21 protein-coding genes are annotated in these 20,829 nt (G+C 71.9%); 10 read left to right on the forward strand and 11 right to left on the reverse strand.

What is annotated here, in order from left to right; translation table 11 throughout:
• Positions 1-65: 65 nt before the first annotated feature.
• Entirely contained in the window at positions 66-464 is a 399-nt protein-coding gene (locus tag AB0L65_RS53710; RefSeq protein ID WP_364263699.1) for a hypothetical protein, read from the reverse strand.
• A gap of 117 nt (positions 465-581) precedes the next feature.
• Here AB0L65_RS53710 and lhgO point away from each other — a divergent pair, with 117 nt between their 5' ends.
• The 6 genes from lhgO to AB0L65_RS53740 all read left to right on the forward strand — a co-directional run bounded on the left by lhgO (position 582) and on the right by AB0L65_RS53740 (position 8,143).
• The gene (lhgO, locus tag AB0L65_RS53715; protein ID WP_364263702.1) at positions 582-1,772 is read left to right on the forward strand and encodes an L-2-hydroxyglutarate oxidase; all 1,191 of its coding nucleotides are present in this window, start codon (positions 582-584) and stop codon (positions 1,770-1,772) included.
• Positions 1,773-1,789: 17 nt separating this feature from the next.
• Positions 1,790-2,482 carry a response regulator transcription factor gene (locus tag AB0L65_RS53720; RefSeq protein ID WP_225963761.1) on the forward strand — a complete coding sequence of 231 codons (693 nt, stop codon included), beginning with the start codon at positions 1,790-1,792 and terminating at the stop codon, positions 2,480-2,482.
• The gene (locus AB0L65_RS53725) at positions 2,482-3,894 is read left to right on the forward strand and encodes a HAMP domain-containing sensor histidine kinase (protein ID WP_364263705.1); all 1,413 of its coding nucleotides are present in this window, start codon (positions 2,482-2,484) and stop codon (positions 3,892-3,894) included. Before AB0L65_RS53720 ends, AB0L65_RS53725 begins: the two co-directional genes overlap by 1 nt.
• Before the next feature lie 65 nt (positions 3,895-3,959).
• The gene (locus tag AB0L65_RS53730) at positions 3,960-4,613 is read left to right on the forward strand and encodes a response regulator transcription factor (RefSeq protein ID WP_350738546.1); all 654 of its coding nucleotides are present in this window, start codon (positions 3,960-3,962) and stop codon (positions 4,611-4,613) included.
• A gap of 99 nt (positions 4,614-4,712) precedes the next feature.
• Entirely contained in the window at positions 4,713-6,491 is a 1,779-nt protein-coding gene (locus AB0L65_RS53735) for an ABC transporter (RefSeq protein ID WP_364263708.1), read from the forward strand.
• Entirely contained in the window at positions 6,488-8,143 is a 1,656-nt protein-coding gene (locus AB0L65_RS53740; protein ID WP_364263711.1) for a YfjP family GTPase, read from the forward strand. The genes AB0L65_RS53735 and AB0L65_RS53740 overlap by 4 nt, the downstream gene beginning before the upstream one ends.
• 122 nt (positions 8,144-8,265) lie before the next feature.
• Here AB0L65_RS53740 and AB0L65_RS53745 read toward each other — a convergent pair whose 3' ends face one another.
• The 6 genes from AB0L65_RS53745 to tdh all read right to left on the reverse strand — a co-directional run bounded on the left by AB0L65_RS53745 (position 8,266) and on the right by tdh (position 13,353).
• The gene (locus AB0L65_RS53745; RefSeq protein WP_364263714.1) at positions 8,266-8,475 is read right to left on the reverse strand and encodes a hypothetical protein; all 210 of its coding nucleotides are present in this window, start codon (positions 8,473-8,475) and stop codon (positions 8,266-8,268) included.
• Positions 8,476-8,497: 22 nt separating this feature from the next.
• Positions 8,498-9,361, reverse strand: coding sequence for a hypothetical protein (locus AB0L65_RS53750; RefSeq protein WP_364263717.1), 864 nt, complete (start codon positions 9,359-9,361; stop codon positions 8,498-8,500).
• The gene (locus AB0L65_RS53755; RefSeq protein ID WP_364263720.1) at positions 9,358-9,903 is read right to left on the reverse strand and encodes an RNA polymerase sigma factor; all 546 of its coding nucleotides are present in this window, start codon (positions 9,901-9,903) and stop codon (positions 9,358-9,360) included. The genes AB0L65_RS53750 and AB0L65_RS53755 overlap by 4 nt, the downstream gene beginning before the upstream one ends.
• A 61-nt stretch (positions 9,904-9,964) precedes the next feature.
• Positions 9,965-10,867, reverse strand: coding sequence for a LysR family transcriptional regulator (locus tag AB0L65_RS53760; protein WP_364263723.1), 903 nt, complete (start codon positions 10,865-10,867; stop codon positions 9,965-9,967).
• 216 nt (positions 10,868-11,083) lie between these two features.
• Positions 11,084-12,253 carry a glycine C-acetyltransferase gene (locus AB0L65_RS53765; protein ID WP_364263726.1) on the reverse strand — a complete coding sequence of 390 codons (1,170 nt, stop codon included), beginning with the start codon at positions 12,251-12,253 and terminating at the stop codon, positions 11,084-11,086.
• The gene (gene tdh / locus AB0L65_RS53770; RefSeq protein ID WP_364263729.1) at positions 12,253-13,353 is read right to left on the reverse strand and encodes an L-threonine 3-dehydrogenase; all 1,101 of its coding nucleotides are present in this window, start codon (positions 13,351-13,353) and stop codon (positions 12,253-12,255) included. Before tdh ends, AB0L65_RS53765 begins: the two co-directional genes overlap by 1 nt.
• 231 nt (positions 13,354-13,584) lie before the next feature.
• Between tdh and AB0L65_RS53775 the strand changes: the two genes are divergently transcribed.
• From AB0L65_RS53775 to AB0L65_RS53785, 3 genes are read left to right on the forward strand one after another with little or no spacing between them, the layout of a single operon-like run.
• Complete coding sequence (locus AB0L65_RS53775) at positions 13,585-14,754, forward strand: Gfo/Idh/MocA family oxidoreductase (RefSeq protein WP_364263732.1); 1,170 nt, start codon at positions 13,585-13,587, stop codon at positions 14,752-14,754.
• A 53-nt stretch (positions 14,755-14,807) separates the two neighbouring features.
• Positions 14,808-15,389, forward strand: coding sequence for an RNA polymerase sigma factor (locus tag AB0L65_RS53780; RefSeq protein WP_364263735.1), 582 nt, complete (start codon positions 14,808-14,810; stop codon positions 15,387-15,389).
• On the forward strand, positions 15,386-15,979 hold the full coding sequence (locus AB0L65_RS53785) for a hypothetical protein (protein WP_364263738.1): 594 nt from the start codon (positions 15,386-15,388) through the stop codon (positions 15,977-15,979). The genes AB0L65_RS53780 and AB0L65_RS53785 overlap by 4 nt, the downstream gene beginning before the upstream one ends.
• 65 nt (positions 15,980-16,044) lie before the next feature.
• On the opposite strand, the gene AB0L65_RS53790 is transcribed toward AB0L65_RS53785, so the two are convergent.
• The 3 genes from AB0L65_RS53790 to AB0L65_RS53800 all read right to left on the reverse strand — a co-directional run bounded on the left by AB0L65_RS53790 (position 16,045) and on the right by AB0L65_RS53800 (position 18,384).
• Complete coding sequence (locus AB0L65_RS53790) at positions 16,045-17,208, reverse strand: helix-turn-helix domain-containing protein (RefSeq protein WP_364263741.1); 1,164 nt, start codon at positions 17,206-17,208, stop codon at positions 16,045-16,047.
• 63 nt (positions 17,209-17,271) lie between these two features.
• Positions 17,272-17,472, reverse strand: a complete 201-nt coding sequence (locus tag AB0L65_RS53795) for an EF-hand domain-containing protein (protein WP_364263743.1) — start codon at positions 17,470-17,472, stop codon at positions 17,272-17,274.
• 33 nt (positions 17,473-17,505) lie between these two features.
• A complete protein-coding gene (locus AB0L65_RS53800; protein WP_364263746.1) occupies positions 17,506-18,384 on the reverse strand; it encodes a LysR substrate-binding domain-containing protein in 879 nt (292 codons plus the stop codon).
• A gap of 62 nt (positions 18,385-18,446) precedes the next feature.
• On the opposite strand from AB0L65_RS53800, the gene AB0L65_RS53805 reads away from it, so the two are divergent.
• Positions 18,447-19,427 carry an aldo/keto reductase gene (locus AB0L65_RS53805; protein WP_364263749.1) on the forward strand — a complete coding sequence of 327 codons (981 nt, stop codon included), beginning with the start codon at positions 18,447-18,449 and terminating at the stop codon, positions 19,425-19,427.
• A gap of 60 nt (positions 19,428-19,487) precedes the next feature.
• Here AB0L65_RS53805 and AB0L65_RS53810 read toward each other — a convergent pair whose 3' ends face one another.
• Positions 19,488-20,783 (reverse strand): hypothetical protein, encoded by a 1,296-nt coding sequence (locus AB0L65_RS53810; protein ID WP_364263752.1) that lies wholly within the window; start codon positions 20,781-20,783, stop codon positions 19,488-19,490.
• Positions 20,784-20,829: the final 46 nt, after the last annotated feature.

The raw sequence follows: 20,829 nt of genomic DNA on the forward strand, positions 1-20,829 counted from the left end.
GCCGGACGTTGTACGCGGTGCGGAACCGGCTCAACGCCGTCGCCGTCCCCCGGCCCTGACCTGCGTCAGGACGGCGAGGGGCCCGTCCGCCGCCCCTGCCCGCGCATGGTCGCGGTGAAGAACTCCCCGCGCAGGGCCTGCCCGACCACCTCGATCGAGCGGGCCAGCCGGACCAGGCGCGGGCCCTCGTGCCGGTAGACGTCGAGCACGGCCTCGATCGCGTGCGGCGGCAGGTGCCCCTTCAGGTCGACGGCGGCCTTCCGGTAGCCGGTCCTGGCCGCCTCGACGGCGGCGTTGACGTGATAGCGCGCCATGCTGACCAGCGCGATCGGATGGCGCCGGAGAACCTCGTGCTGCCGGTAGTCCGGCGGGAGCGCGTCCAGGAGCCAGGTCGTGGCGGACAACTCCCAGTCGGGGACGCTGGGTGGCCGGACCTCGGGTGGCCACTCCGGCGGAAGATACATGCCGCCATCGTACTCATGTTCGACTGAATGTCCTGGAAAGGCCCGCTGTGCTCACCGGCTCAAGTGCTGGATCGCCCGGATATAGCGGGGACGGCCGGTTAGCCGGAAAATCGTCGTGTGACGGAGAAGATCGGAGTCGTGGGGGCGGGCATAGTCGGCCTGGCCGTGGCGCGCGAGCTGGCCAAGGCCAGGGGCGCCGAGGTGACCGTGCTGGACAAGGAGCCGCACGTCGGCGCCCACCAGACCGGCCACAACAGCGGCGTCGTCCACGCGGGCATCTACTACCCGCCGGGCTCGCTCAAAGCCCGGCTGTGCCGCGAGGGCGTGGCGCTGCTCAAGGAGTACTGCGCCGCCAACGCGCTGCCGTACGACGAGGTCGGCAAGCTGGTCGTCGCGAGCACCCGTGCCGAGCGGCCGCTGCTGAGCGCGCTGGCCGAGCGGGCGCGCGCCAACGGCGTGCCGGGCATCGCCGAGCTCGACGGGCTGGCGCTGCGCGAGATCGAGCCGCACGCGGTCGGCGTCGGCGCGATCCACTCGCCGCACACCGCGATCTGCGACTTCCCCGCGGTCGCGCGGCGGCTCGCGCTCGACGTTGAGGAGATGGGCGGGTCCGTACGGCTCTCGCATCCGGTCAGGGCGATCAGGGAGCGGTCCGGGGGCGTGGACGTGCTCGCGGCCAAGCGGAAGTTCACCTTCGACCGGCTGGTGGTCTGCGGCGGCCTGGGCACCGACACGGTGGCCGGGATGGCGGGGCATCCAGGGGATGTGCGGATCGTCCCGTTCCGAGGGGAGTTCTACGCGCTCCAGGGTGCGGCCAAGGATCTCGTCCGCGGGCTGATCTATCCGGTGCCGGATCCGCGCTACCCGTTCCTGGGGGTGCATCTGACGCGCCAGATCGACGGCGGGGTGCTGGTGGGGCCGAACGCGGTGCTCGCCCTGGCCTACGAAGGCTACACCTGGCGAAATATCCGAAATTTCGGTCAAATTCTTGGCTGGCCGGGGACGCTGCGCATGGCCAGGAGCCACTGGCGCACGGGGATCAAGGAGGTCTACGGGTCCCTCGTCAAAGGCGCGTTCGTCCGGGGCGCCCGCCGCTACGTCCCCGAGCTCACCGCCGCCGACCTCGTACGGGCCCCCGGCGGCGTACGAGCCCAGGCCGTCGCCAGGGACGGCCGCCTGGTCGACGACTTCGTGGTGGACGTGCACGGCAACATCGTCCTGGTGCGCAACGCGCCCTCGCCCGCCGCCACCTCCAGCCTGGCGATTGCCCGGCACATTGCCGGAATTGTCCCAGCACTCGTCCGATGAGGGCATCCTTGGATGTGATGGAATCACGCCTGCTGATCGTCGAGGACGATCCCAACATCCTCGAGCTCCTGGCCGCGAGTCTGAGGTTCGCGGGTTTCGACGTGACCACCGCGAAGAGCGGCCACGACGCCGTCGCCGCCGTGCAACGGCACCGGCCCGACCTCGTCGTGCTCGACGTCATGCTGCCCGACCTGGACGGATTCGAGATCGTCCGGCGGCTGCGCGGCGGCGGGCTGCACACGCCCGTGGTGTTCCTGACCGCCCGTGACGAGACCGAGGACAAGATCCGCGGGCTCACGATCGGCGGCGACGACTACGTGACCAAGCCGTTCAGCCTGGAGGAGGTGGTCGCCAGGATCCACGCGGTCCTGCGCCGTACGAACGGCGACCTCCCGGCCGCCCCGCCGCGGCTGACGTTCGCCGACATCGAGCTGGACGAGGAGAGCCACGAGGTGTGGCGCGGGGGCAACGCGGTGGCGCTGTCGCCGACCGAGTTCAAGCTGCTGCGCTACTTCATGACGAACGCCGGCCGCGTCCTGTCCAAGCCGCAGATCCTCGACCACGTGTGGGACTACGACTTCCGGGGCGAGGTGGGCATCGTCGAGTCGTACGTGTCCGTGCTCCGCCGGAAGATCGACAACCGCAGCCCCCGGCTCATCCACACCCTGCGCGGTGTCGGATACGTCCTACGCCTGCCACCGAGTCCCTGATGCGCGGCCTGCCGCTCCGGATCAAGCTCATCGCGTCGATGCTGGCCCTGCTGGGGTTCGGCATGACCTTCATCGGCCTGGTGAGCGTCTCGGTGCTGCACGGCTACCTCATCGACCGGGTGGACAGCCAGCTCGGCCTGCTCAACGCCCGCATGCACAAGAAGGTCGTGAGCGACTGGCGCAAGGACAGGGAGACCTCCGAGCGGCCGATCATCATCGAGTCCGACGCGATCGTCCTGGTCAAGGAGCCGGGCGGCGATTTCCTGCCGATGCTCACCGACCGCGACGTGGACCTGAAGCCCAAGCCGGTGCTGTCGCCCTCGCCGGGCACGGAGGCGTACACGGCGCCGGCGATCAAGGGGGACGGCGAGTGGCGGGTGCTGGAGCGCGTGGTCCAGCGGCAGACGCTCGTGGTCGCGGTGGACCTGGAGGAGGTCGACGCGATCACCAGGCGGCTCGTGCTCATCGAGCTGCTGGGCGGCGGTGGCATACTGCTCCTCCTGACCGTCGCGGGCATCACGATCGTGCGGCGGAGCATGCGTCCGCTCGGCCAGATCGAGCGCACGGCCGAGGCCATCGCCGGCGGTGAGCTGGGCCGCCGGGTGCCGGACGCCGACCCGCGTACCGAGGTCGGGAGCCTGGCCAACTCGCTGAACGGGATGCTCGCCCAGATCGAGGCCGCCTTCGCGGCGCGGTCGGCGTCGGAGGCGGCGGCCCGCCGCTCCGAGGACCGCATGCGCCAGTTCGTCGGCGACGCCTCCCACGAGCTGCGCACCCCGCTGACCTCCATCCGCGGCTTCGCCGAGTACGCCAGGCAGAACCCCGGCGCCGACCCCGCCGAGCTGATGCAGCGCGTGGAGAAGGCCGCGGGCCGGATGAGCCTGCTGGTGGACGACCTGCTTTTACTGGCCAGGGTGGACCAGCAGCGGCCGCTGAAGATGCGCCCGGTGGACATGCTGGCGCTGGCCGCGGACGCCGTGCAGGACGCCAGGATCCTCGCGCCCGACCGGATCATCAAGCTGGACGTGGTCGGCGGCGCGGCCCTGATCGTCTCGGGCGACGAGGTACGCCTGCGCCAGGTCATCAGCAACCTCGTCACCAACGCGATCATCCACACCGAGCCCGGCTCGCCGATCATCGTGCGCATCGGGGCGGGCTCGGAGACGCTGTTCCTCGAGGTCGTCGACAACGGCCCCGGACTCACGCCCGAGCAGGTCGAGCACGTCTTCGAACGCTTCTACCGCGCCGACTCCGCAAGATCGCGCCGCCGTTCCGGCGAGGACCGGGGCAGCGGGCTCGGCCTGGCCATCGTGCGGGCGCTCGTCCAGGCCCACGGCGGCACGGTCACGCTGGACAGCTCGCCGGAGGCCGGCTCCACCTTCCGGGTCGAACTCCCACTCGCCTTGGAGTGAGCCTTCAGCTAACCCTCAGGTCGCTGGGTCACTCTAAGTAGGTGACGAAACCCGAGGCGCTGATCATGGTGGTGGACGACGAGCCCAGCATCAGGGACCTCCTGTCCGCCAGCCTGCGCTTCTCCGGGTTCGAGGTGCTGACCGCCGCCGACGGGCAGGAAGCCGTGGAGGTGGCCGACCGGGCCTCGCCCGACCTCGTGGTGCTCGACGTGATGCTGCCGGACCTCGACGGGTTCGAGGTGGCCAAGCGGATCGACGCCCCCGTGCTGTTCCTGACCGCGCGCGGCGACACCGAGGACAAGATCGCGGGCCTGCGGGTGGGCGACGACTACGTGACCAAGCCGTTCAGCCTGGAAGAGGTGCAGGCCAGGATCCGGGCGGTGCTGCGGCGCACGCGCGGGGAGGGCGCGCCGGCGAGCAAGCTCAAGGTGGCCGACCTGGAGCTGGACGAGGACGCCCGCGAGGTGTGGCGGGCCGGCCGGCAGGTGCGGCTGTCGCCGACGGAGTTCAAGCTGCTGCACTACTTCATGGTCAACGCGGGGCGGGTCCTGTCGAAGGCCCAGATCCTCGACCACGTCTGGAACTACGACTTCGGCGGTGACGCGGGCGTCGTCGAGTCGTACGTGTCCTACCTCAGGCGCAAGGTGGACGACGTCGAGCCGCGCCTCATCCACACCCTCCGCAGCGTCGGCTACGTGCTGCGGGAGCCGCCCGGCTAGGCGCGACACCTCGCCACCTGCGGTGGACCGCCGGACGCGGCTCACCGTAGCGTGGGTCGTATGGAGCCGCTGGCCGCGCCGGAGACTAGCGTGGGCCGTATGGATCTGCTGGCCGCGTTGGAGGCGCTGCGCCGGCCGCTGGATCGCGAGCTGTTCCCGCTGGCGGTCGGTGAGGCGGCGCGAGATCGGCGCGCGCTGCGCGAGCTGGCCGGGCAGCTCGACGACTACCTGCTGCCCCGGCTGCGCGCGCTCGACGCGCCGCTGCTGGCCGTCGTCGGCGGGTCCACGGGGGCGGGCAAGTCCACGCTGGTCAACTCGCTGGTCGGGGCCGACGTGAGCGAGCCGGGCGTGCTGCGGCCCACCACGCTCGTTCCCACGCTCGTGGTCAGCCCGGCCGACCAGACCTGGTTCATGGGCCAGAACGTGCTGCCCGGCCTGTCCCGCGCCACCGGCACCGGTCCGGGGGCCCTGCGGGTGGTCACCTCCGACGCGCTGGGCGCCGGCCTCGCGCTGCTCGACGCGCCCGACATCGACTCCGTGGTGGTCGCGAACCGGGAGCTCGCCGCCCAGCTGCTGGCCGCCGCCGACCTGTGGCTGTTCGTCACGACCGCCGCCCGTTACGCGGACGAGGTGCCGTGGAGCTTCCTGCGCTCCGCCCGCGAACGCAGCACCGCCCTGGCCCTCGTACTCGACCGGGTGCCCCCGGACGCGGTCGAGCCCATCTCGCGCGACCTGACCCGCCTCCTCGCCGAGAACGGCCTCGACGGCACGCTGCTGTTCACCGTCCCCGAGGCGGCGCTGCCCTCCGAGAAGGCCAGGCTGCCGGAGGAGACCGTGCGGCCCATCTCCTCCTGGCTCACGGGGCTGGCCACCGACGCGGCGGAGCGGTCCCGCGTCGTACGCCAGACGCTGTCCGGGGCGCTCGACAGCCTGGCCACCCGGGTGCCCGCGCTGGCCGTGGCCGTCGAACGCCAGCAGGCCGCCTTCGACACCCTGCGCTCCGTCGTGGCGGGCGCCTACGCGGGCGGCATCGCCGACTTCGACGCGGGCATGCGTGACGGGTCGCTGCTGCGGGGCGAGGTGCTGGCCCGCTGGCAGGACTTCATCGGCACCGGCGACCTCATGCGCTCCCTGGAGAGCCGGGTCGGGTGGCTGCGCGACAGGATCGTCGGCTTCTTCACCGGACAGATGCCGGAGGGCCAGCTCCGGGACGCCCTGGAGAGCGGGGTGGGGGCGCTCATCAGGGGCGCCGCCGACGGGTCCGCCGAACGCGCCCTGGAAGGCTGGTCGGCCGCTCCCGGCGGGCCCGGCGTGCTGGAGCGGCTCGGCCCGATGGAGTCCGCCCGCCTCGGCCGCGCCGCTCCCGACGTGGGCAAGCGCGCGGAGGCGACGGTCCGGGGGTGGCAGGAGTTCGTCCTGGACCTCGTACGCGAGGAAGGGCGCGAACGGCGGACGGCCGCCCGCGTGGCCTCGTTCGGGGTGAACGGGGCGGGGCTGCTGCTCATGCTGGGCGTGTTCGCCTCCACGGGCGGGCTGACCGGGATCGAGGTGGGGATCGCGGGCGGCACGAGCCTGCTGTCGCAGAAGCTGCTGGAGGCCGTCTTCGGCGACCAGGCCGTGCGGACGCTGACCGTGCGGGCGCGGGACGACCTGCGGGATCGGGTGCGGCTGCTGCTGGAGGAGGAGTCGTACCGGTTCACGGCCCAGCTGGAGGCGATGGAGCCGCCCCGGGGGACGGCGAACGCGCTGCGCGGCGCGGCCGAGCGCATCCACGCCCACCGCGCGGAGCTCCCGGCGACGGCGGCGGGCGGAGAGGACGCGACCGTGGGCGGAGAAGGCGCGACCGGGGATGGACAGGACGCGGGGGACACGCCGTGAAGCTGCTGCGCCGCAAGGAGGGCCCGTCCCTCGACTCACGCCTGGCCGCCCTGCTGGAGGCCGCCGAGCTGGCCGAAGAGCGGCTGCCGGAGGAGGCGGTGTCCGGCGCGCGGACGGTCGCCGAACGGGCCGGCGTGCGCCGTACCCTCTCGATCGACCACACCGTGGCCGCGCTGGCGGGCGCGACGGGCAGCGGCAAGTCGTCGCTCTACAACGCACTCGCCGGCACGGACCTGGCGGCGGTGGGCGTCGTACGGCCCACCACCTCGGCCGCCCAGGCGGCGCTGTGGGACGGGGAGGGCTCCGGCCCGCTGCTGGACTGGCTGGACATCCCGCGGCGCCACCCCGCGGCCTCCGCCTCCGACCTGTCCGGACTCGTCCTCCTCGACCTGCCCGACCACGACTCCATCCAGGTGTCCCACCGCCTGGAGGTGGACCGGCTGGTGGAGCTGGTGGACCTCCTGGTCTGGGTGGTGGATCCGCAGAAGTACGCCGACGCCGCCCTCCACGACCGCTACCTGCGCCGGCTGGCCGCCCACCGGGACGTCATGCTGGTGGTGCTCAACCAGGTCGACCGCCTGCCGGAGAGCGCCGTCGACCGCTGTCTCCGGGACCTGCGCCGCCTCCTGGACGAGGACGGCCTGGCGGGCGTGCCGGTCCTGGCCGTCTCCGCCCGAACCGGCGCCGGCCTCGCGGAGCTCCGCGCGCTCCTGAACGACCGCGTCGCGGAGCGCAAGTCCTGGTCCACCCGCCTGGCGGCCGACATCACCGCCGCCGCCGCCCGCCTCGGCGCGCCGGAGGAGGCCCCGGCGGGTCGGGCGATGGACCGGGCGCTCACGGCCGCGCTCTGCGAGGCGGCCGGGGTGCCGCTGGTCGTGGAGGCGGTGGCCAAGGGGCACCGGCACCGTGCCGTCGTCGCCACCGGCTGGCCCGTCACCCGCTGGATCCGCAAGCTCAGGCCCGACCCGCTCCGCAGGCTCCGCATCGGCGCCATGACCCCGGCGGGCGAGCTGCCCGCGGGTGGGTCTTCGGGGAGGTCGGCCGGGTCTTCGGGGCAGGGGCCTGGGGCCGAGGTCGTCGGCCGTACGTCCGTCCCGGCGGCTTCGGCCGTACAGAGGGCCAGGGTCGAGACGGCGATCAGGGACGTCGGCGAGGCGGCCGCGGCGGACCTGCCCGGCCCGTGGGCGGCGGCGGTGCGGCAGGCGGCGCGGTCCCGCTCCCAGGAGCTGACCGACGCGGTGGACCGGGTGGTGGCCACGACGTCCGCCGGCGCGACGCGGCGGCCCAGGTGGTGGCGGGCCGTGAACGTCCTGCAGTGGCTGGTGTTCGCGGCCATGCTGGCCGGTGCCCTGTGGCTGGGCGGGCTGTTCGGGATGGACTATCTGCGCCTGCCCCAGCCGCCGCTCCCGACCGTGGGCGTGGTGCCGTGGCCGACGGTGCTGCTGGTGGGCGGGGCGCTGGCGGGTGTGCTGATCGCGCTGCTGTCCCGGCTGGCCGCCTGGGCGGGCGGCAGGCGACGGGCCCGGCGTACGGCCAGAGCTCTTCGCACGGCCGTGGGCCGGGTCGGCGACGATCTCGTGCTGGCCCCCGTGCGGGCGGAGCTTGACCGGTACGCCCGCTTCACCGAGGCACTCACCCGAGCCCGCGCCTGAACCCGCCCGGCTCACCCGGAACGCGCGATGCCGTCGCGCCGGGAGCAGTACCGCTCAGCCGATGCCATCGCGCCGGGAGAGGTACGGCTCAGCGGGTGCCACCGCGCCGGGAGCAGCGCGGCTCAGCGCGTGCCGTCGCGCCGGAGGAGGACGGGTGCCAGGGTCGCGCCCGCCAGCGCGAGGCCGGAGGCCGCCAGGAAGGGCGCCGAGGCCCCTAATCGTTCCCCCGCCACTCCGGCCACCCCCGACCCCAGCGCACCCCCCACGCCGAGCACGGCCTGCGCGGGCACACCGGGCAGGCCGAGCAGGGTTCGATGACGCGGGCCTCCCATGGGCCGCACGCTATCCCGAAGATCAGGACACCGCGCAGCCCTCTGCCTTGTTGCGGGTGTCGATGACCCGCTGCGACAGCGGGGTCGGCTGCGCCATCACCATGGCCACTCCGGGCTCGGTGAGGAACCCGCCGCTCACCAGCCAGGAGTCCGGCACGGAGGCCTGCTCGCGGACACCACCGGCCTTCTTGTCGGCGGTGGGGTCGCGAACGGCGAACCCGCTGATGCGCACGCCACGTTCCGTCAGCATGGCCCGCACCTCGGCGACCGTCTTGTTGGCGAAGGGGACGCAGTGCATGGGCTCGCCCTTGATGCTCCACGGGGTCGTGATGTCGTACTTCTCGCCGGGCCTGGCCTTCCTGCTGACCTCGACCAGGGCCGTGCCCTTGAAGCCGACGGGGATCTTCATCCCGATCGCGCAGGCGTCCCCCACCATGTCGCACGGGCCCGGCGGGTTGATGCCCTGGATCTCGTTCACGAAGCTGTTGTCCGGGGCGGTGGGGAACACCTGGCGCTCGAACGCCGCCGTGGCGGGACGCACCTTGAGAGAGACGTCGAGCCCGTAGCGACGCAGTTGCTCCTCGTACATCTTCGGGTTGGCGTAAAGGTCCTTGATCTCGATGACGTAGTAGCCGCCCTCCTGCCTGATGTTCAGGGCCGAGGCGGAGGTGCCCGGCTGCAGCCAGGTCAGCGCCACGACGCCGGCGGTCAGCAGCCCGCCCACGGGGATCGCCACGCGCGGGCTCAGCCGCCTGCCGCGCCGGGCGGGCGCGGGGGCGGGCGATCCGGCCGTGATCTCGTGGATCAGCTCCCGGGCGCCCTCGCTGACCTCCGTCACCGGCGGGGCCGCGAACCGGGCGACGATCTGGTCGATGTCCTGGGTCATGATCGGCCTTTCGCGGGGACGGCGGCACGCTGTCCGGATCGGGTGAGGTCGGGGTCGAGGCGGGTCAGCTCTTTGGCGAGGCGCTTGCGGGCGCGGTGCAGCCGGAGCCTGGCGGCTCCGCGCGAGCAGCCGAGCACTTTCGCGATCTCGGCCCCGCCGAGTCCCTCCCACGCGACCAGCGCGAGCAGTTCCCGGTCGTCGTCCGAGAGCCGTTTGAACGCCTCGTACGCGGATTCGGCACCGGTGACGGGGTTCACCCAAGTCGTGATCTCCTCGCGCAGCCGTACGGCCAGGGCGGCTCGGCGTTCCTCGCCGCGGAAGTGGTTCGCGAGCGTGCGCCTGGCGACGCCGTACAGCCAGAGCCTGGCCCCGTCGCCCTCGGGGACGTCGTTGAGGCGGCGCCAGGCGGTCGTGAACGTCTCGGCGATCACGTCCGCGATGTCGTCGGGCGAGCCGGAGCGCCGCCTGACATATGTGGCGATGGCGGGATAGTGCGCCAGATAGAGCTCCTCAAAGCGTTGTTCGGGCTCGGGTGGCCCCATGCGGCGGTCCTTCCAATCGGCGAACACACCTGAGGAGATGTCCGGATAAACCGGGGTTGTTTCACCCCGCGTCGAGAGAGCGGCCGATCGTGCGCAGCGCCGACAGGAGCGGGCGCAGGAGGGGATGGGCGTCGGAGCCGCGGCGTACGGCGGCGAAGACGCGGCGTTCGGGCCCCGGCGTCCGCCGGACCGCCACCCCCGTCAGCGCCATGTCGCGCAGGGCCAGCCGCGGCACCAGGGCCACCCCCGCCCCCGCTCCGACCAGGGCGACGACGGCGCGGAAGTCGTCGGAGCAGTGGGCGAGGTTCGGCGTGAAACCCGCCTGCTGGCAGGCGAACGTGATCACGTCGTGCACCGGGTTGCCCGGGTAAGGGCCGATCCAGGTCTCGGAGGCGAGCGAGGTCAAGGTCGCCTCCGACGCCAAGGGGTGGTCGTGGGGGAGCACCAGGTCGAACGGCTCGGCGTAGAGGGGCAGCCGGGACAGGCGCCGGTCGGCCGCGTCGGGGGCGCCCCGGTACTCGACCGTGACGGCCAGGTCGGCCTCGCCGTCCAGCAGCATGGCCAGGCTGTGGTCGCCCTCGGCGTCCAGCACGCGTACGTGCAGCCCGGGGGAGGTGGCGCGCAGGGCGGCGATGGCGGGGGAGAGCACGGCGCCGATCGCGGTGGCGAAGCAGGCCACGGTGACCTCGCCGGCCTCGCCCGTGGCGTACGCGGCCACCTCGGCCTTGGCGCGTTCGAGCTGGGAGAGCACCTCGTTCGCGTGGCCCAGCATGATCTTGCCGACGGCGGTGAGGTGGACGCCGCGGCCGTCGCGGGTGAACAGCCGGTGGCCCACCTCGTGCTCCAGCGCGACGAGCTGCTGGGACACCGCGGAGGGGGTGAGGTGCAGCGCGGCCGCCGCGGCGGTCACCGTGCCGTGGTCGGCCACCGCCCGCAGCGTGCGCAACCGCCGCGTGTCTATCAACCGTGCTCCTTGGCCTCACTCCGTGAGGCGCGCCCGATCGCTGGGATCCGTCGCAGCGAGAATACTCACCCGCCGGTCATGACCACGCACGACCGGGTCAGGACGGCCGGGCGCGGGCGGTCGGTCAGGGCGGCGGGCCGGGACGGCAGGGGCGGGACGGCCGGGGCTCTGCGGCGCTCAGGGCCCCGGCGGTCGGCCGCCCTTCCGGGCGGGGTGTCAGCCGCGGGCCTGGATGAACGCCTGGACGGCGCGGTCGACGTCCTCCGCGGAGTGGGCGGCGGAGAGCTGGACGCGGATCCTGGCCTGGCCGTGCGGCACGACCGGGTACGAGAAGCCGATGACGTAGATGCCGAGGTCGAGCAGGCGTTCGGCCATCGCCGCGGCCTCGGAGGCATCGCCGATCATCACGGGCACGATCGGGTGGTCGCCGGGCAGGATGTCGAACCCGGCCTCGGCCATCTCCCCCCGGAAGCGCGCCGTGTTGGAGCGGAGCTGCTCGCGGGCCTCGTTCGAGGTCTCCAGCAGGTCGAGGATGCGCAGCGACGCGGAGGCGATGACGGGGGCGAGCGAGTTGGAGAACAGGTACGGGCGTGAGCGCTGGCGCAGCAGCTCGCAGATCTCCTTGCGGGCCGAGACGTAGCCGCCGCTGGCGCCGCCGAGCGCCTTGCCCAGGGTGCCGGTGATGATGTCGATCCGGTCGGTGACGCCGTGCAGCTCCGGCGTGCCGCGGCCGGTCGGCCCGACGAAGCCGACGGCGTGGGAGTCGTCGACCATCACCATGGCGTCGTACCGATCGGCCAGGTCGCAGATCTCCCGCAACGGCGCGAGATATCCGTCCATGGAGAACACGCCGTCGGTCACGATCAGCCGCCGCCGCGCCTCCGACGCCTCCTTGAGGCGGGCCTCCAGCTCGGCCATGTCGCGGTTGGCGTAGCGGAAGCGCTGGGCCTTGGAGAGCCTGATGCCGTCGATGATGCTGGCGTGGTTGAGCGCGTCGGAGATCACCGCGTCCTGGGCGTCGAGCAGGGTCTCGAACACGCCGCCGTTCGCGTCGAAGCACGAGCTGTAGAGGACGGTGTCCTCCATGCCGAGGAAGTCCGACAGGCGGGCCTCGAGCTCCTTGTGCACCTCCTGGGTGCCGCAGATGAATCGTACGGACGCCATGCCGAACCCCCACCGGTCCAGCGCCTCCTTGGCGGCCTTGATCACGGTGGGGTTGTCGGCCAGGCCGAGGTAGTTGTTGGCGCAGAAGTTCAGGACCTCGCGCCCGGCGACGCTCACCGACGAGCTCTGCGGGGAGCCGATCACGCGCTCGGGCTTGAGCAGCCCGGCCTCGGTGATCTCGTTGAGCGTCGTACGCAGCTGCTCCCGCACGTTCGTGAACATCAAGCGCTCCTGTTCATGGTCGCGGCCGCTTCGGCCTCCGTTGGCTCGTCCCTCGCGCTCTCCGGCCGAGCTCCTCCGCTCCAATCGAGAATGACCTTGCCCGTGCGGCCGCTCGCGGCCGTGTCGAAGGCGGCGTCGAAGTCCTGGTACGGGAACCGGTCGGTGATGACGGGGGTGAGGTCGAGGCCCTTCTCCAACAGGACCGACATGTTGTACCAGGTCTCGAACATCTCCCGCCCGTACACCCCCTTGATCGTGATCATGGAGGTCACGACGGTCGCCCAGTCGACGGCGAACTCCTCGGCGGGCAGCCCGAGCATGGCGATCTTCCCGCCGTGGGTCATGTTCGCGATCATGTCGCGCATGGCCTGCGGGTTGCCGGACATCTCCAGCCCCACGTCGAAGCCCTCGCGCATGTGGAGCTGGCGCATGCCATCGGTGATCGAGGTCCTGGAGACGTTCAGGGCGAGGGAGACGCCGAGCTTGCCGGCCAGGGCGAGCCGCTCGTCGCTGACGTCGGTGATCATCACGTTGCGCGCGCCGACGTGCGTGGCCACGGCCGCGGCCATCAGCCCGATGGGGCCCGCCCCGGTGATCAGCACGTCCTCGCCGACCAGGGGGAAGGACAGTGCGGTGTGTACGGCGTTCCCGAACGGGTCGAAGATGGCCGCCACATCGGGGTGGACGGGGGCCCGGTGCACCCAGACGTTGGAGGCGGGCAGTGTGACGTATTCGGCGAAGGCGCCGTCCCTGTTGACGCCGAGGCCCACCGTGTTGCGGCACAGGTGCCTGCGGCCCGCCATGCAGTTGCGGCACTTGCCGCACACGAGGTGGCCCTCGCCGCTGACGAGGTCGCCGACGGCGACGTCCTCGACGCCCGGCGCCACCTCGACCACGTGGCCGGAGAACTCGTGCCCGACGATCAGCGGGAGCTTCAGGGTATGCCGCGCCCAGTCATCAAATTTCCGGATATGCAGGTCGGTGCCGCAGATGCCGGTCCGCAGAACCCGGATCTTCACCTCGCCGGGACCCACCTCGGGCTCGGGCACGTCCACAAGCCAGAGGCCGGCCTCGGCCTTCTGTTTGACCAGCGCTTTCATGGCTCCATTCCCCCCAGTCCGAACCTAACGCACTGTGCCCTCTCCCCTCCCGGGATGTCCATCGAGGCTTTCTTAAGTGCCCCCACAGCTCCGCTTCACGCCCCAGCAAAGGCGTGGCGCGCGGACTCGCCGATCCTCCAAATTGCTCAGAGCTGCATGATTCAAGCTGTTTATCTGCACAAATGAGTACTAGCCTGGCGTCTGCTGCGGCTGATTCGGGAAGGGACATCAGTGGAAGACCTGCGTATCGGAGTCATCGGCCTCGGGCTGCGGACGAGCCTCTCCCTGCACGCGCACCGGCCGGGCAGGGGCGCGGTCGTGACGGCGCTGTGCGACTCCGACCCGGCGGTGCTCAAGAGCCAGGCGGGGCGGTTCGAGGCGGAGTTCCTGACCGGGGACTACCGCGAGCTGCTCGACCGGCCCGACCTAGACGCGATCATCGTCAACACCCCCGACGACACCCACGAGCGCATCGCCATCGACTGCCTCCAGGCCGGCAAGGCCGTCTACCTGGAGAAGCCGATGGCGATCACCGTCGAGGGCTGCGACAACGTCCTGCGCGCCGCCCGCGATACCGGCACCCGCCTGTACGTGGGCCACAACATGCGGCACATGGGCGTGGTCCGGCTCATGCGCGACATCATCCGCAAGGGCGACATCGGCGAGCCGAAGACCGTCTGGGTGCGCCACTTCGTCTCCTACGGCGGCGACTACTACTTCAAGGACTGGCACGCCGACCGCACCCGCACCACGGGCCTGCTGCTGCAGAAGGCGGCCCACGACCTCGACGTCATCCACTGGCTCGCCGGCGGCTACACGACCAGGGTGAACGCGTTCGGCGACCTCATGGTCTACGGCGACCTGCCGCGCCGCGAGCCCGGCACGCCGCGGCCCGACGGGTGGCTCGAGGAGTACGAGTGGCCGCCGACGTCGCGCACCGGCCTGCACCACGTCGTGGACGTCGAGGACGTGTCGGTGATGAACATGCGGCTCGACAACGGCGTCATCGCCGCCTACCAGCAGTGCCACTTCACGCCCGACTACGTGCGCAACTACACGGTCATCGGCACGGAGGGCCGCCTGGAGAACTTCGGCGACGAGCCCGGGGACACGGTCAAGGTCTGGAACCGGGGTCCCACGGCCTACCGGGACGACTGCGACATCGCGTACAAGGTGCCTCCGGCGGAGGGCTCGCACGGGGGAGCGGACGCGCAGATCGTGGCGGAGTTCTGCCGGTTCGTCCGGGACGGCGGCGCGACGGACACCTCGCCGGTGGCGGCCAGGATGAGCGTGGCGGCGGGCTACATGGCCACGATGTCGCTGCGCGACGGGGGCATGCCGTACGACGTGCCGCCCCTTGACGCGGAGCTGGCCGCGTACTTCGACAACGGCCAGAGCTGATCCCGCGGGAACCCGGCGCGTCGCGCGGACAGTAGACAGATGTGGATATGTCGATGCGTGCCCGCATACGCGACGGGGACCAGGCGGCGTTCGGCGAGCTCTTCGACGACTGCGCGAAATCCGTCTACAACCACGCCTTCCGCCTGACCGCCAACTGGTCCACGGCCGAGGACGTGATGGCGCTGACGTTCCTCGAAGCCTGGCGGTTACGGGGCCGGATCGACCCCGAGGGCGGCTCGCTGCGCCCCTGGCTGCTCGGCATCGCCACCAACGTGGCCCGCAACGTGCGCCGGGCCGCCCGCAGGCACGACGACGCGCTGGCCAGGCTGCCCAGGGGCGAGCAGGTGCCCGACTTCGCCGACGAGGTCGTGGGCCGCATCGACGACGCCGGGCGGCTGGCGGCGGTGCGGCAGGCGTACGGGCGGCTGCGCCGCCACGAGCAGGACGTGTTCGCGCTGTGCGTCTGGGCCGGACTCGACTACGCCCAGGCGGCCGAGGCGCTCGGCATCCCCGTCGGCACCGTGCGCTCCCGGCTGTCGCGGGCCAGGAAGAAACTCGCGGCCGCCGGGGAACCGCCGCCGGCGACCCGACAGGTAGTAGGTGAACCCGGCCCCGAGAAGGAGGAGATCCGATGAATTGGCCGACCGAACGCGATCTTCCCGAGGGCCGTCACCGACTGCTCAAGGAGTTCGTGATGACCGAGATCGACCGCAGGCCCGCCCGCAGGCGGTTCCCGGCCCTTCTGGCCCCCGTCGCCGGGCTGGCGGCCGCCGCCGCGGTGGCGGTCCCGCTGCTGCTCGGCGGGGCTCCGGCGTACGCCGTGACCAAGGGGCCCGACGGCTTCATCCGCATCACCATCAACGAGGCCAAGGACCCGAAGAGGCTCCAGGAGGACCTGCGGGCCATGGGGGCGAACGTGGTGGTGGACTACATCCCCCATGGCAAGAAGTGCAGCCCGCAGCCGCGCAGCAGCCACTTCCTCAGCAAGGAGGAGGCGCCGCTGTCGGTGTTCCCGGCCCCGAAGGGCTGGGAGCCGACCGAGGACATGGAGCCGGGTTTCGTCATCGACCCGAAGGTCATCGGGCCCGGCCAGACGGGGGTGCTGGAGTTCAGCGTCGCGGAGGTCGGGGGCGGCGTCGTGGCGGGCATCTGGGCAGCCGTCGGCGAGGGCCCCATCGCGGACTGCGAGCTGGTGGACACCACGGACGCCCTCCTCTCCCACTGACCCGTCCCCGGGTCAGCGGGCCTTGACCGAGGCGTCCTCCGGGAGCCGCCGGATTCCCGGGAGGTTCAGGTACGGGTGCTCTCCTGGACGGCCTGCCTGGCCCGCAGCGCGATCTCCAGCTCGAAGCGGATGTCCGGATCGGCGAGCTGGTCGCCGAACAGCTCCTCCAGCTGCCGCAGCCGGTAGCGCACGGTCTGCGGGTGCACGTGCAGCGTGGCGGCCACCTCGCCCGCGCCCCGGCCGTGCCGCAGCCAGGCCAGCAGCGTCTCCGCGAGCCGGTCCTGCTGGGCGGGCCGCAGGTCGGCCAGGGGCGCCAGCCGCGCCTCCGCCAGCGTGCCGACCAGCTCCTCGTCCTTGAACACCACCAGCGTCGCCATGTGGTCCGCGCACCGCAGCGGCCCCCGGGGCAGGATGCCGCGCCGCGACAGCTCCAGGGCCTCTCCGGCCCAGCGCAGCGAGGTCGCGGCGGCCGAGAGGGGCACGGCGGGGCCGATCGCGGCCTGGCGTCCGCGCAACGCCTGGTCGAGCAGCTGGGCCTGGCCGGGACCGGTGGGGTCGGGCGCGAGCAGGCAGGGCACGGGCCTGTCCAGCCCGGTGAGCACGTCGGGCGGCAGCGCGGGGGCGCGGTAGGCGCCGTGCCGGTCGTCGAACGCCACGCAGGCGACGGTCCTGGGCTGCCGCCACCCGGCGGCCTTGGCCAGCTCGGCGATGGCCTCGGCGCTGGCGGGCGGGCGGCTGAGCAGCAGGTCGAGCAGGCGGCCGCGGCGGCGTTCGGTCTCGCCCGCGGCGTGCGCCCTGGCCTCCTCGAAGCCCTCGGCCGCCGCGTCGGCGAGCTGGTCGAGGTAGACGAAGATGGCCTCGCCCAGGTCGTACAGGGTCTGCGGAGACAGCCGCAGCGGCTCGGCGAGCTCGGTGAGCCGCCGCCAGCAGACCCGGGCGCCGAGCCGCATCGCGGTCTGCAGCGGCTCGAGGTTGCGGCCCTCGGCCGCCTCGCCCCTGCCGATCATGCGGAACGGCTCGGGGTCCCAGGGGGCGCCCGGGTTCTCGACGCGGTCGAGGAAGCCCTCGATGGCCTGCTCGGCCGCCATCCTGACGACCTTGATGTAGAGCTCGTCCGATGGCCTGGCGTACTCGGGGATCCGGGTCTGGATCTCCTCGATCACCTCTGCCGAGACCCTGCCGATGCCCGCCCTGAGCGCCTGCACGGGGATTTCACTCGTGATGACCATCGTCCCTCCCGTCGCCATTGTGACCCAGGCAACAGGAGAATGTGTAGCAAGAGCTTGTTTTTGTCACTTCTGGAGGAAAGCTGCGAACTCCTCCAGGTCGATCAGGCCGTCGCCGTCCTTGTCGAGCTTCAGCACGCCTTCCTGGGCGGCCTCCAGGGTCACCGGCTGGCCGAGCACCTCCATCAGCTTCACGAGCTCGACGGCGGAGATGCGGCCGTCGTTGTCGGCGTCGATGAGGTCGAAGGTGATGGCGTAATCGCTCATGGGGGTCACCCTTCCACGTGAATGGATGTCGCGTCAGACCTTAGTGGCGACCCGTCGTAGCGCGTCGACGAATGCCATGACTTGTGGGCTCACATCCCCTTCTCGCCAGGCGATGGCGAGCTGCCCGGGAGCCAGCCCGGTCACCGGGCGGTAGGCCATCCCGGGCCGGTTGTAGAGCGCGGCGTTCCCCTCGGCGACCAGCACCACCCCGAGCCCGCTGGTCACGGCCTCGAACACCTCCTCCGGCGTGTTCGCGGTGAACCCGACGACCGGCTCGTCGTCGCGGGCGTCCCGCGCGAGCCAGAAGTCCCGCAGCGGCCCCGCCTCCGGCGGCAGGGCGATGAACGGCTCCTCGCGCAGCGCCTCGAACGGGATCTCCGCCAGCTCCGCGAGCGGATGGCCGTCCGGCATGGCCACCCCTCTGCCCTCCGTGGCCAGCACGTACGTCCGCAGCCCCGGCGGCACCGGCAGCCAGATGAACGCCACGTCAGAGGACCCGTCGGCCAGCCCGCCGCTGGGGTCGTCCCAGCCCACCAGCCTGAGCGACACCTCCCACCCCGGCATCGCCGTGCGGAACCCCCGCAGCGCCTCCTGCTGCAGCCCCCTGCCCACGGCCGTCTGCATCCCGATCACCAGCGTCCCGGCGGGCGCCGCGGCCCGCGCGGACTCGACCCCGCTCGTCCACCGTTCGAGCAGGTCGCGGACGATCGGCAGGAGCGCCTCGCCCTGCCTGGTGAGCACCACGCCGCTGTGCACCCGCTCGAACAGCCGGAACCCGAGCTGCCGCTCCAGCACCCTGAGCTGCTTGGACAGCGCCGGTTGGGACACGAAGAGCCGCTCCGAGGCCCGCGTCACGTTCAGCTCCTCGGCCACCGCCATGAAGTAGCGCAGCTCACGCAGGTGCACGTCCATAACCAATGGTTATACCAAGGGGTCTTGGACGCGGCAGAGGCGCGCGCAGCAGGATCGAGGCCATGAAGACACGTACTCTTGGCAGCTTGCGGGTTCCCGCCATCGGCTTCGGCGCCATGGTCCTGTCGCCGGGCGTCTACGGCGACGTCGACGACGCCCGCGCCGAGGTGGCGCTCAAGGCCGCGCTCGACGGGGGCGCGACCCACGTGGACACCAGCGACGCGTACGGCGTGGACGGCCACAACGAGCGCCTCGTGGGCCGGGCGATCAAGGGCCGCAGGGACGAGGTGGTGGTCGCGACCAAGTTCGGGCTCGCGATCCCCGAGGGTGAGCAGGGCAGGTCGCACCCGGTCGGTTACGCGTTCAACGAGCTACGGGTGAACGCCGACCCCCGCCTGATCCGGCGCTACGCGGAGCGCAGCCTGCGCAACCTCGACACCGACGTGATCGACCTTTACTACTCGCACTATCCCGACCCCGGCGTGCCGATCGAGGACATGACCGGCGCGCTGGCCGGGCTGGTGCGGGACGGGCTGGTCAAGCACATCGGCCTGTCCAACGTGACGGCCGCCCAGCTCAGGGCCGCGCACGCGGTCCACCCCGTGACGGCCGTGCAGAACGAGTGGTCGATGTGGCGCCCCCTCGACCCCGGCCTGCTGGCCGCCGCGCGGGAGCTCGCCGTGGGGATCGTGGCGTGGAGCCCGCTCGGCACCGGCTTCCTGACGGGCACCGTGGAGTCGCTCGCCGAGGGCGACTTCCGGCACAACGCGCCCCGCTTCTCGGCGGAGAACCTGGCGGGCAACAACGACCGCTACGCCCCGATCAGGGCCCTGGCGGCGCAGCTCGGCATCACGCCCGCCCAGCTCGCCCTGGCCTGGCTGCTGCACCAGGACGAGCACGTGGTGACCATCCCCGGCAGCCGCACTCCCGCCCACATCGAGGAGAACCTGGCGGCGGCCGACCTCACCCTCCACGCCGACACGCTGGCCAGGGTCGACGAGGCCCTCGCCAAGTTCGAGGTGACGGGCGGGACACTCCTGTGAACGCGGCCGGCCAGGGCGCGGATCGCGCTCCTGGCCGGTCTCGTACGTCTTCGGTATGTCTCAGGCGGCGTGCAGGTAGACCTGGCCGAAGACCTCCGACAGGTTCTTCAGGTCGGTGGCCACGTCGACCTCGGGGTTGGCCGGGTCGTAGATGGTCGCCAGGCGGGGGCGGACCGCGTCGAGCTTCTTGAGCTGGTCCCAGGTGGCGTTGGCGGCCCACTTCTCGCCGTACACCCGGCTGACCTGGCCCTGGTCGTTCTGCCAGCGGGTCCACAGGGTGACCGTCTCGGCGGCGTCGTCCTGGAGCGGGGAGGCGATGCGCTCGGTGATCGCCTTGGTGGCCTGCTCCTCGTTGAGGTGGGAGGTGCCGGCGGCGGCGAAGGAGGCGTCCTCGCTGGCGATCTGCGCGTAGGCGTCCCAGGCGCGGGCGCGGACCTGGATCCACTGGTTGCGCTGGGCCTCGGTGGCGTCGATCTTCCAGGTGGCGTACTCGGTGCCCAGGTGGCCGTCGTCCAGGGAGAGCTGGTCGATCAGGCCCTTGGAAAGCCAGGCGCCGATGCGGTCGGGGTCGAGCAGCGGGTACTTCTTGGTCATCTCGGTCTTGCAGGCGTCGTTCGCGCCGCAGCCGAACAGCGGCACCACCGTGTGCGCCGACAGCTTCTTGCCCGGCACCGCGGTACGCAGCGCGACCGTGGCCTCATTCACGAACTTGTCCAGCTCGTCCGCCGTCGCGAACGTCTTGTTGTAGCCGAGCTGCGAGGTGAACCGGATGCCGATCACCCCGGGCTGCGCGGCGACCAGCGCCGCGATCTTCTTGACGCCCTCGGCCAGCTTGCCGGCCTTGTAGTCGTCGGCCAGCTCGGTCTCGATCCACAGGCGCATGGTCGTCTGGACGGCGGCCTGCGCGGCCTTGCCGGCCGGGGTCTCCTGCGCGGACTCCTTCTCGGCGGCGCTGATGCCGGTGGGGTCGACGTAGCCGCACTGGTCGCCGTTCTGGCAGTCAGGCGTGCCGCCGTCCTCGGCGCCGGGGACGTCCGGGGAGTCGACGTCGTGCATCTCGCCGTCGCCCTCGGAGTCGGTCGGGCAGAAGTTGCCCTCTTCGGTGCAGTCCACCGTGATCGGGTTCGCGGGACCGGCTTCCTGCATGTGCTCGCCGTCGTTGTCCAGCCAGAACTTCGCGATGTCCGCGGCCTCCTCAGGGGTGGCCAGCCATCGGCAGACGACGTACGCCGGGGTGTCGGCCGACATCAGGTCGTTGCAGCCTCGGGGGTCGTTCTCCGACCACGCCGGGACGCCGACGCCCAGGAGCGAGAGGGCTAATCCGATGACGAAGATCTGCCGCAGCCGCTTTCGCATGGCACCTTTACTTCCAGGGGATGATCGTGGGCATACCGCACACTAT

The sequence above is a fragment of the Nonomuraea sp. NPDC052116 genome, assembly GCF_040680035.1.
GTDB lineage: Bacteria > Actinomycetota > Actinomycetes > Streptosporangiales > Streptosporangiaceae > Nonomuraea > Nonomuraea angiospora_A.

Coding starts and splice junctions, on each gene's coding strand:
- AB0L65_RS53710 (WP_364263699.1), bottom strand. CDS start 464: ATGTATCTTCCGCCGGAGTGGCCACCCGAGGTCCGGCCACCCAGCGTC.
- AB0L65_RS53720 (WP_225963761.1), top strand. CDS start 1,790: ATGGAATCACGCCTGCTGATCGTCGAGGACGATCCCAACATCCTCGAG.
- AB0L65_RS53725 (WP_364263705.1), top strand. CDS start 2,482: ATGCGCGGCCTGCCGCTCCGGATCAAGCTCATCGCGTCGATGCTGGCC.
- AB0L65_RS53730 (WP_350738546.1), top strand. CDS start 3,960: ATGGTGGTGGACGACGAGCCCAGCATCAGGGACCTCCTGTCCGCCAGC.
- AB0L65_RS53735 (WP_364263708.1), top strand. CDS start 4,713: ATGGATCTGCTGGCCGCGTTGGAGGCGCTGCGCCGGCCGCTGGATCGC.
- AB0L65_RS53745 (WP_364263714.1), bottom strand. CDS start 8,475: ATGGGAGGCCCGCGTCATCGAACCCTGCTCGGCCTGCCCGGTGTGCCC.
- AB0L65_RS53750 (WP_364263717.1), bottom strand. CDS start 9,361: ATGACCCAGGACATCGACCAGATCGTCGCCCGGTTCGCGGCCCCGCCG.
- AB0L65_RS53755 (WP_364263720.1), bottom strand. CDS start 9,903: ATGGGGCCACCCGAGCCCGAACAACGCTTTGAGGAGCTCTATCTGGCG.
- AB0L65_RS53765 (WP_364263726.1), bottom strand. CDS start 12,253: ATGTTCACGAACGTGCGGGAGCAGCTGCGTACGACGCTCAACGAGATC.
- tdh (WP_364263729.1), bottom strand. CDS start 13,353: ATGAAAGCGCTGGTCAAACAGAAGGCCGAGGCCGGCCTCTGGCTTGTG.
- AB0L65_RS53780 (WP_364263735.1), top strand. CDS start 14,808: ATGCGTGCCCGCATACGCGACGGGGACCAGGCGGCGTTCGGCGAGCTC.
- AB0L65_RS53785 (WP_364263738.1), top strand. CDS start 15,386: ATGAATTGGCCGACCGAACGCGATCTTCCCGAGGGCCGTCACCGACTG.
- AB0L65_RS53790 (WP_364263741.1), bottom strand. CDS start 17,208: ATGGTCATCACGAGTGAAATCCCCGTGCAGGCGCTCAGGGCGGGCATC.
- AB0L65_RS53795 (WP_364263743.1), bottom strand. CDS start 17,472: ATGAGCGATTACGCCATCACCTTCGACCTCATCGACGCCGACAACGAC.
- AB0L65_RS53800 (WP_364263746.1), bottom strand. CDS start 18,384: ATGGACGTGCACCTGCGTGAGCTGCGCTACTTCATGGCGGTGGCCGAG.
- AB0L65_RS53805 (WP_364263749.1), top strand. CDS start 18,447: ATGAAGACACGTACTCTTGGCAGCTTGCGGGTTCCCGCCATCGGCTTC.
- AB0L65_RS53810 (WP_364263752.1), bottom strand. CDS start 20,783: ATGCGAAAGCGGCTGCGGCAGATCTTCGTCATCGGATTAGCCCTCTCG.